This window comes from Streptomyces sp. NPDC087215, assembly GCF_044744885.1.
Taxonomy (GTDB): Bacteria; Actinomycetota; Actinomycetes; order Streptomycetales; family Streptomycetaceae; genus Streptomyces.
Genome location: NZ_JBIUZD010000004.1, coordinates 549404 through 559080 on the forward strand (window position 1 = coordinate 549404; position 9677 = coordinate 559080).

General features: G+C 71.6%; 7 protein-coding genes. 2 read left to right on the forward strand and 5 right to left on the reverse strand.

The features are described 5' to 3' along the window. Positions 1-62: 62 nt before the first annotated feature. The gene (locus ACIO92_RS15365; RefSeq protein WP_402281553.1) at positions 63-1106 is read left to right on the forward strand and encodes a hypothetical protein; all 1044 of its coding nucleotides are present in this window, start codon (positions 63-65) and stop codon (positions 1104-1106) included. After that, complete coding sequence (locus tag ACIO92_RS15370) at positions 1103-1609, forward strand: hypothetical protein (protein WP_366446302.1); 507 nt, start codon at positions 1103-1105, stop codon at positions 1607-1609. Before ACIO92_RS15365 ends, ACIO92_RS15370 begins: the two co-directional genes overlap by 4 nt. On the opposite strand, the gene ACIO92_RS15375 is transcribed toward ACIO92_RS15370, so the two are convergent. The 5 genes from ACIO92_RS15375 to ACIO92_RS15395 all read right to left on the reverse strand — a co-directional run. Then, a complete protein-coding gene (locus ACIO92_RS15375; RefSeq protein ID WP_402281555.1) occupies positions 1578-5294 on the reverse strand; it encodes an amino acid adenylation domain-containing protein in 3717 nt (1238 codons plus the stop codon). The genes ACIO92_RS15370 and ACIO92_RS15375 overlap by 32 nt on opposite strands. 132 nt (positions 5295-5426) lie before the next feature. Continuing rightward, positions 5427-6113, reverse strand: coding sequence for a maleylpyruvate isomerase family mycothiol-dependent enzyme (locus ACIO92_RS15380; RefSeq protein ID WP_366446304.1), 687 nt, complete (start codon positions 6111-6113; stop codon positions 5427-5429). A gap of 6 nt (positions 6114-6119) precedes the next feature. Beyond that, on the reverse strand, positions 6120-7538 hold the full coding sequence (gene ahcY, locus ACIO92_RS15385) for an adenosylhomocysteinase (protein WP_402281557.1): 1419 nt from the start codon (positions 7536-7538) through the stop codon (positions 6120-6122). Further along, on the reverse strand, positions 7531-8391 hold the full coding sequence (metF, locus tag ACIO92_RS15390) for a methylenetetrahydrofolate reductase [NAD(P)H] (protein ID WP_366446306.1): 861 nt from the start codon (positions 8389-8391) through the stop codon (positions 7531-7533). The genes ahcY and metF overlap by 8 nt, the downstream gene beginning before the upstream one ends. After that, positions 8388-9677 (reverse strand): vitamin B12 dependent-methionine synthase activation domain-containing protein (locus tag ACIO92_RS15395; RefSeq protein ID WP_402281560.1); only part of this gene is annotated, 1290 nt, incomplete at its 5' end. The genes metF and ACIO92_RS15395, both read right to left, overlap by 4 nt.

The window sequence follows — 9677 nt, forward strand, 5'->3', positions numbered from 1 at the left end:
CCCCCGTCGGTGACTGCAATCACCGCCAGGGGCCTCAACCACCAGTGGACGGACCTCCACCCGTGATCTCTCGGCACTTTATCGCGCCCTCCCGCGCCTTCACCCGGTTCTCCCACGAGCTGATCCGGCACCCCCGGCTCTCCTCCGACGCCGTGCGGCTGCTGACCTGGCAGCTCTCCCTTCCCGAGGGCGCCAGGGAAAACCTCTCCCGTACGGCCGAACGGGCCGGGATCGGGGCGACCGCCTTCACCCGGGCCAAGCGGCAGCTCATGGCCGAGGGCTTCGTCCACGAGCGGCGCGCGCAGGGCGCGGGCGGCTTCTGGATCACCCAACAGCTCGTTTCCAACACCCCGTTGACCGAGGGCCAGGCCGTCAAGCTGCTCGGCGCGAAGCCCGTACGGCAGCCGACCGCGCAGGTCGCACCGGGTCCCGGGAATCCGGCCGTCGGTGCGCCGGGCACCCCGCCCACCGACGGTCATCCAGAAGAAGACCGTGGGGAGGAGACCTCCCACCTTCCGCCCCAGCGGGAACACCGTCCGGCCGTCCAGCCCCGACGCCATCCGGAAGGTCGGCGCGAAGGCGAGTGGCCCTCCGGACCGCCCGGACCGCCCGAACTCCCCGACACCCACGGCCCGTCCGGCCCCTCAGCCCCGCCCGGCCCCTCCCCCGACGCCCGCGCCCTCGTCGGCTCCCTGCCGCTCCTCTCCCCCGCCCTCCGGCACGTCCCGCCCGGGATGCGTGACGAGCTGGCCCGGCTCGCCGCCCGGTGGCTCGACGCCGGGCACACCCCCGCCGACGTCCACGCCCACGTCCTGCGCGGTCTGCCCCACGACGGGACGCCCGTGCACCGGCCCGGCGGTCTGGTGCGGTACCTGCTCCGCGAGGTCCCGCCCCGGGACCTGCCCGTGTCCCCGCCGCCGCCCGGCCCCCGCCTGTCGGCGCGGCTCGCGGGCACCCGGGAGTGCGAGGGCGCCGGACACACCCAGCCGGCCCTGTTCCGCCCGGTCGCGGACGAGCCGCTCTGCCCCCACTGCGCGGAGGCGGCCGGGCGGCCCGGCGAAATCCCTCGCCCCGCCGCCCCTCGCCCTGAGACCATCCGTGGATGATCACCCCCGAGGATCTGCTCGGCCGACGCCTTGCGCAGGTGACGACGTCCTGGCACCACCACCGGGAGGACGAACCGTCCCTCCTGCACATGTGGCTGCGGCTGGACGGGCTCGGCCCCGTCCGGTTCCACACGGCGGGGGGCGACCTGCCGCTCATGGAGATCGACGAACCCCACGGGCCCTACGACATGGACGAGTACGGCCGCGTCACCGTCGAGCACGACCTGCCCGGCTTTCCCCTGACCGGGTACGCCGGAGAGCGGATCGTCTCCGTCCGGGAGGTCCGCCAGTCGTACCGCCACCTCGACATCCCCGTCGGCCTCGCCCTCCGGTTCGAGAGCGGAGGAGTCAGCGTCCTCGACCTCGGGGACGATCTCGTCGTGACCCCCGACCGGCGTCCCGACCCGGTCGAGGGCCTGATCGAGGGCCGGTTCCACGGAGTACCGGCCGGAGGGCCCGGAAGCCCGGGGCCTACTGCCCCAGCCGGTAGCGGATCTTCTTGACCAGTTCCCTCAGGTCCGGCTGCCGCAGCAGGCTGTAGTGGTCCGCGTCCAGTTCGACGACCGTCGGCGGGCGGGCCGACCAGCCCTCCGCGTGCTCCAGGAACGAGTAGTCGTCGCCCTCCGCCTTGAACAGCGTCACCGGGCACGCCACCTGGCGCTCCGTCAGCTCCCGGAAGGTGTAAGTGAATTCGAAGGTCTCCTCGACGATCGCCACGATCCGGCCGATCAGGTCCGGGTCGAGGGCGGGGAAGCGGTCCGCGACGTGCGCGACGAAGGTCCTCCGGTCCGACACCTCCGCCGGGACCGTCTCGATCGCGCCCGAGAACACCGAGTTGAGGATCGTCACGAACGCCGGATTGGCGTACGAGGCTCCGCCGGTCTCCGCCGAGCGGACCTTCGGGGAGCCCGGGGCGATCAGGAAGAGGTTCTCCACCTGCTCACCGGCCGCCTCCAGGAGGTGCGCCGACTCGAAGGCGACCCGGGCGCCGAAGGAGTACCCCCACAGCGTGTACGGCCCGGTCGGCTGGCGGCGCCGGATCGCCTCCACGTCCGCCGCAGCCATCTCCGTGATCGTCTCGTACGGCTCCTCGCCCCGGTTGATGCCGTACGCCTGCACCCCGTAGAACGGGCGGTCGATGCCGATCTCCTCGGCCAGGTGCCGCAGGTTCATCGTGTAGCCGCCGAGCCCCGGCCAGCAGTAGACCGGCGGCCGGGCGCCGGGCGAGTGGAGGCGGACGAGGCGGGACGCCGGGGTGGCGGCGGCGCCGTCGAGCTGATGGGCGAGCTTCTCGACCGACGGCCGGTCGAAGAGGATCTGGAGCGGCAGCGAGGAGCCGAACTCCCGGTTGATCCGGGTCACCAGCGCCACCGCGATCAGCGAATTGCCGCCCGACTCGAAGAAGTCGTCCAGGACGGAGACCGCACCGACCTCCTCGTACTTGAGGGCCACCGCCCAGATCTCCGCGAGCCTGCTCTCCGTGCGGGTCCTCGGCAGGACGTGCGGGCGCCCGTGCAGACCCGCGTTGACCACCGCGAGCCCGGCCAGCGCCTTCGTGTCGACCTTGCCGTTCGCCGACAGCGGCAGCCGGTCCAGGACCACCACCCGGTTCGGGATCATGTAGTCCGGCAGCCGCCGGACGAGGTCGTCGCGGATCATCTCCGCCGGGCCCTTCATGTGGACCGTGTCCTCGTACATGCCCTCGCTCAGCCGCTGCTCCTCGCTGGTCCGGCCGCCGACGAAGAAGTACGAGGGGCCGGTCGGGCGGTCGGCCGCCGCCAGGATCTCGTCCATCCGGCGGGCCGCGGGCAGCGGGTGCCCCGACTTCGAGCTGTAGCCGGACGACATGAACCCGAGCCCGTGGCCGCCGAGCTGAAGCCGCTGGAGGGCCCGCCCCAGGTCCACGTACGCCCGGTCGGCGGCCTCGGTGCGGCTGATCACCGTGACGCCGAGCGCGGCCCGCTCGTAGACGGCCTGGTTGATCGCGATGACGTGCTTCTTCTCGACCAGGGCGTCCGAGACCCGCCGTAAGGCGCCCGCCTCGTGGACGTACTGCCCGGCCGGGAGGTCGCGGACGCGGTCCGGGTGCGCCTGCACGTACACGTCCACCTCGGGGTCCGCGCGGTGCTCCCCGTCGTACGGGACGATCTCGAAGGTCCCGAGGTCCGCCGCGCCCGCGCCCGGGGCGTACGGCCGGATGTCCAGGCCGTGGCCGGGCAGGACCTCCTCGAAGAGGCCCACCATGTGGCCCGCCTCGATCTCCAGGACCTCCTGGATGTTGTTCCGGTAGACCGGCTCGATCGCGTCCCTCCGGCCACGGAACGACACCCGCAGGAACGGTTCCCCCGCGTCCGGCAGCGGATCGACCAGATACAGCCGGTGGCACACCGGGTGGTAGTAGTACGTGCCCGGCTCCAGACCCGCGAGCCCGCGCGCCGACACGTACAGCTGCGTCGCGTACAGCGCGCCCGGCGAGGCGTAACCGTACTTCGGCAGCAACCGCTCCTCGCTGCCGAACTGGCCGAACCAGCGCAGGAGTTCACCCAGATCGGCGACGGTGAGGCTGCCGACCGCGCGGGAGCCGATGCCCTCCGGGCGGCGGGCCAGCGCCGCCAGGACGTCGGAGCGGATCACCTCGCCGCCCTCGTAGAAGCGGTACGTCTTGCGGGCGAAGACCGCCCGCCGGGTCCGCTCCGGGGGCGTGAGGCCCGGCAGCACGACCACCGGGCGGCCCGCCAGATCGTCCTCGTCCCGGGTGCCCGCGTTGGACAGCTGGGCCTTGACCTGGAGCTTCGACTCCTTGGACTGGTGGTGGGCGCCGTGGTTGCCCTGGTCCATCAGGGCGGCTTCCTTCGGGGACAGCTCGACGCACGCCACCAGGTTCTGGAAGCCGGTGCGGGGCTCGTCCTTGACGATGACCGCCGCGTTCTTCACCCAGTCGTGGTCCTCCACGGCGAGCGCGATCTCGTCCAGCTCGACGCGGAAGCCGCGGAGCTTGATCTGGTTGTCGGCGCGCCCGGCGAACTGGACGGTGCCGTCCTCGTTCCAGTGCGCCAGGTCCCCGGTGCGGTAGAGGCGCTCCCCGGTCCCGGTGGTGATGAACCGTTCCGCCGTGAGTTCGGGGCGGTCCAGATACCCCCGCGCGACCTGGACCCCGCCGATGCACAGCTCTCCCTCCCGGATGTGGAAGGTCGTGTCGTGCGCGGGTCTTCCGATGGGTATCGCGGCGGGCGCGGCAGCGAGGGTCGCCCGGTCCACGGTGTACGAGGAGGCGTTGATGGTGCACTCGGTGGGGCCGTACAGATTGATCAGTTCGGCCGCCGGCAGTTCCGCGAGGAGCTGTCCGGCCAGGTTCCGGGAGAGGATCTCGCCGCCCGAGTAGACCCGGCGCAGACTGACGCAGCTGCCGAGGCGCTCGGTGTCCACGAGGGCCTGGAGGAGCGTGGGGACGCCCTGGAGCATGGTCGCGCCGTGCGCGCGGATGGTGTCGACGAGGGCGTCGGGGTCGCGGTAGCAGCCGGTCGGGCCGACGGCGACGCGGGCGCCGGTCGCCGGGGCGAGGATCTCCCACTGGGCGGCGTCGAAGCTCATCGGGGTCTTCTGGAGGACGACGGCGCCGGGCCGCAGCTGGTGCTCGGCGGCCATCCAGCGCATCTGGGCGACGATCGAGCGGTGCTCGACCATGACGCCCTTGGGTCTTCCGGTGGAGCCGGAGGTGTAGATCACGTACGCGAGGTCGTCCGGCCGTATCTCGTACGGGGGGACCTCCTCGCCCGCCGTGCGCCAGGCGTGCTGGACGGCCTCGCGGAGGGTGACGACGGTGGTGCCGGGCGGGGCGAGGTCGGTGACGCGGTCGCGGAAGCGGTCCTGGGTGAAGACGATCCGGGCGCCGCTGTCCTCGATCATGTAGCGGACGCGCTCCTCCGGGTACTCCGGGGAGAGCGGCACGTAGGCGGCGCCGGAGCACAGGACCCCCCAGGTGCCGATGACCAGCTCCAGGGACGGGTCGACGTGGACGCCGACCCGGGAGTCCCTCGTCACGCCGAGGGAGCGCAGATAGTGGCCGAGGACGAGGGCGCCCTCCGACAGCTCCCGGAAGGTGAGCGTCTCGCCCTCGTGGACGACGGCGGTGGCGTCCGGTCTTTCCAGGGTCTCGGCGTGCAGGAGCCGGTCGAGCGTGCTGGGCATGAAGGTCCCTTCGGATGCGGTGCGCCGGGGGCCTCGGGTACGGCTCGCCCCGCTCCGCGGCGGGGCCCGGCGGTGGGCCGGGCCCCGGGTGCGGGAGCGGGGGTGGGGGGCGGGGGCCGAAGAGCCGGGCCCTCAGCGGTAGATGAGGAGTTCGCGTTCGGTGGCGCCTGTCAGTTCGTAGCGGGTCCGGACGAGGGGGCGGCCGGAGTAGATCCGGATCAGGGTGGCCGCGTCGCCCTTGAAGGAGGCCGGGGGGCGGCCCTCGATGGGGTTGCCGAGGGCGACCGGGGTGGTCTCGCGGTCCTCCAGGACGCCCACCAGGCGGGGGGTCTCCCGCTTGCGGCTGGTCACCGAGAGGAGCGGCAGGGCCAGTTCGAGGCTGTCGCCGCAGTAGGCGCCGGGGGCCCCGAAGGCCTCCCGGACGTCTCCCGCGTGGACCCATTCGCCGAGCGCGACGGCGTCGAGCCTGCCGTCCTCGCGCCCGGCGATGACCGGTCCGGCCTCGGTGAGGCCGCGTTCGAGTTCGTCGAGGATGCGGCCGAGCGGCCAGTCCTCCCGTTCGGCCACGTCGCAGGCGTTGGCCTCGGGCAGGAACACGCCTTCTTCGAGGCGGCCCTCGACGATCCGGACGAGGGCCGCCCCGCAGTGGGCGAGGACCTGCCGCGCCGTCCAGCCGGGGCAGGCGGTGCGGAGCTCGTACGTCTCCTCGGGGGTGCGGCGGAGCAGTGGCAGGAGCAGGTCCCGCTCCGTTCTCAGGAGCCGGTCCGGCAGCCACGGGTCGCGCACCTCGGGCGCGTCACCAGGGTCGTCGGTACACATGGGTCCTCAGTAGCGGTAGTGGTCCGGCTTGTACGGGCCGCCGACGGGCACGCCGATGTAGTCGGCCTGCTCGGTGCGCAGGGTCGTCAGCCGGACGCCGAGGGCGTCGAGGTGCAGGCGGGCGACCTTCTCGTCCAGGTGCTTGGGCAGCACGTACACGTCGACCGGGTACTCCTCCGGCTTCGTGAACAGCTCGATCTGGGCCAGGGTCTGGTCCGCGAAGGAGTTCGACATCACGAAGGACGGGTGGCCGGTCGCGTTGCCCAGGTTGAGCAGGCGGCCCTCGGACAGGACGATGACGACCTTGCCGTCGGGGAACTTCCAGGTGTGGACCTGCGGCTTGACCTCGTCCTTGACGATGCCGGGGATCGCCGCCAGGCCGGCCATGTCGATCTCGTTGTCGAAGTGGCCGATGTTGCCGACGATGGCCTGGTGCTTCATCCGGGCGATGTCGGACGCCATGATGATGTCCTTGTTGCCGGTGGTGGTGATGAAGATGTCGGCGGTCTCCACGACGTCCTCCAGGGTCGCCACCTGGTAGCCGTCCATCGCCGCCTGGAGCGCGCAGATCGGGTCGATCTCGGTGACGATGACCCGGGCGCCCTGGCCGCGCAGGGACTCCGCCGAGCCCTTGCCGACGTCGCCGTAGCCGAAGACGACGGCGGTCTTGCCGCCGATGAGGACGTCGGTGGCGCGGTTGATGCCGTCGATCAGGGAGTGGCGGCAGCCGTACTTGTTGTCGAACTTGGACTTCGTCACGGCGTCGTTCACGTTGATCGCGGGGAACAGCAGGGCGCCCTCGCGGTGCATCTCGTACAGCCGGTGGACCCCGGTGGTGGTCTCCTCGGTGACGCCCCGGATGCCGGCGGCGATCGTGCCCCAGTCCAGCGCGGTGTCGCGGAGGAGTTCCAGGATGACGCGGAACTCGTCGTTGTCCGCCGTCGAGGGGTCCGGGACGGCACCCGCCTTCTGGTACTCCACACCCTTGTGGACGAGGAGGGTGGCGTCACCGCCGTCGTCCAGGATCATGTTCGGACCGTCGGCGTCCGGCCAGGTCAGCGCCTGCTCGGTGCACCACCAGTACTCCTCCAGGGTCTCGCCCTTCCAGGCGAAGACCGGGATGCCCGCGGCGGCTATCGCGGCGGCGGCGTGGTCCTGGGTGGAGTAGATGTTGCAGGACACCCAGCGGACCCGGGCGCCGAGCGCGACGAGGGTCTCGATGAGGACGGCGGTCTGCACGGTCATGTGCAGGGAGCCGGTGATCCGCGCTCCCGCCAGCGGCTGCCGGTCGGCGTACTCGCGGCGGATCGACATCAGACCGGGCATCTCGTGCTCGGCGAGGGTGATCTCCTTGCGGCCGAAGACGGCCAGGGACAGGTCGGCGACCTTGAAATCGGTGAAGCCGGAGGCAGTGACGTCAGACATGGACAACGCTCCTTGCGCTGAGAATGGTGCGGTGGATTTCGAGTGCCGCCGTCGACTTGTTCAGGGTGATGTAGTGCAGCCCCGGGGCGCCCTCGTCGAGGAGGCGCAGGCCCGTCCGCGTCGCGTGCTCGACGCCGATGCGGTAGGCGGTGGCCGGATCGTCCTTGGCCGCCTCCAGGCGGTGGGCCAGGTCCTCGGGGAAAGCCGCGTCGCTCAGCTCCGCGAACCGCCGGATCTGGCGCACATCGGTGGCGGGCATGATCTCCGGGATGACCGGGGTGTCGCAGCCCGCGGCGGCGAGCCGGTCCCGCAGCCGCAGGTAGTCCTCCGGGTCGAAGAACATCTGCGTGATCGCGTAGTCCGCGCCCGCCCGGCACTTGGCGACGAAGTGCGCCAGATCGCTCGCGGCGTCCGGGGACCTCGGGTGACCCTCCGGGAAGGCGGCCACCCCGATCCTGAACTCGCCGAGCGAGCGCACCAGTTCCACCAGTTCATGGGCGTACGTGAAACCCTGCGGATGCGGTGTCCACGGGCCGCGCGGATCGCCCGGCGGGTCCCCGCGCAGCACGAGCACGTCCCGGACCCCGGCGTCCGCGTAGGCGCCGATGATCGCCCGCAGTTCGGCGACGGAGTGCCCGACGGCCGTCAGATGGGCGACGGGCCGCAGGGTGGTGTCGGTGACGATCCGCTTCGTGACCTCGATGGTCCGGTCCCGCGAGGAGCCGCCCGCGCCGTACGTCACGGAGACGAAGTCCGGCGAGAGGGCCTCCACCCGGCGGATCGCGTCCCAGAGGGTCCGCTCGCCCTTGTCGGTCTTCGGCGGGAAGAACTCGAAGGAGAAGGTGGGGTTCACAGGCGTCTGCCTCCCGCGTTGAAGTAGCTCGCCTCCGGGTGGTGGACGACGATCGCGTCCGTGGACTGCTCGGGGTGCAGCTGGTACTCCTCCGACAGCTCCACGCCGATCCGCTCGGGACGCAGCAGCGCGGCGATCTTCGCCCGGTCCTCCAGGTCGGGGCAGGCGGGGTAGCCGAGGGAGTAGCGGCAGCCCTGGTACTCGGTCCGCAGCATCCCCTCGATCCCGTCGGGCTCCGACGCCCCGGCGATGCCCCATTCCTCGCGCACCCGGGCGTGCCAGTACTCGGCGAGCGCTTCGGCCAACTGCACGGACAGGCCGTGGAGTTCGAGGTAGTCGCGGTAGGCGTCGGCCGCGAAGAGCTTCGCGGTCTCCTCGCCGATCCGCGAGCCGACGGTGACGATCTGGAGGGCGACCGCGTCCACTTCGCCGGAGTCCTCGGCGCGGTGGAAGTCGGCCAGGCAGAGGCGGCGGCCCCGCTGCTGGCGGGGGAAGGAGAAGCGGGTCCGCTCGCCTCCGTCCTCGTCCAGGAGGATCAGGTCGTCCCCCTTGGACACACAGGGGAACCAGCCGTAGACCACGGCCGCTTCCAGGAGGTCGTCACGTCTGAGCCGGTCCAGCCACATGCGCAGCCGCGGCCGGCCCTCCGACTCGATGGTGTCGGCGTCCTTCAGCCCCCACTGGCCCTTGAACAGGGCGGCCTCGTCGAGCCAGGAGGCGTACTCCTTGAGCTGGATGCCCTTGACGACCCGGGTGCCGAGGAACGGGGGCTCGGCCACCGGATTGTCGGCGGCGACGTCCGAGCGGCCGACCGGCTCCGGTTCGGTGACCCGCAGCAGTTCGGCCGGGGTCTCGCGCTTCGGCACCCGCCGCTGCTTGAGCGGGGGGAGTACGACTCCGGGCACGCCCCGCTTGACGCCCATGAGCGCGTCCATGAGGCGCAGGCCCTCGAAGGCGTCCCGGGCGTAGCGGACCTCGCCCCGGTAGATCTCGTGGAGGTCCTGTTCGACGTAGGCGCGGGTCAGCGCGGCGCCGCCGAGGATCACGGGGAACTTCTCGGCAAGGCCCCGGCCGTTCAGTTCCTCCAGGTTCTCCTTCATGATGACGGTGGATTTGACCAGGAGGCCGGACATTCCGATGACGTCGGCGCGGTGTTCCTCGGCGGCTTCGAGGATCGCGGAGACCGGCTGCTTGATGCCGATGTTGACGACGTTGTAGCCGTTGTTGGACAGGATGATGTCGACGAGGTTCTTGCCGATGTCGTGGACGTCGCCGCGCACGGTGGC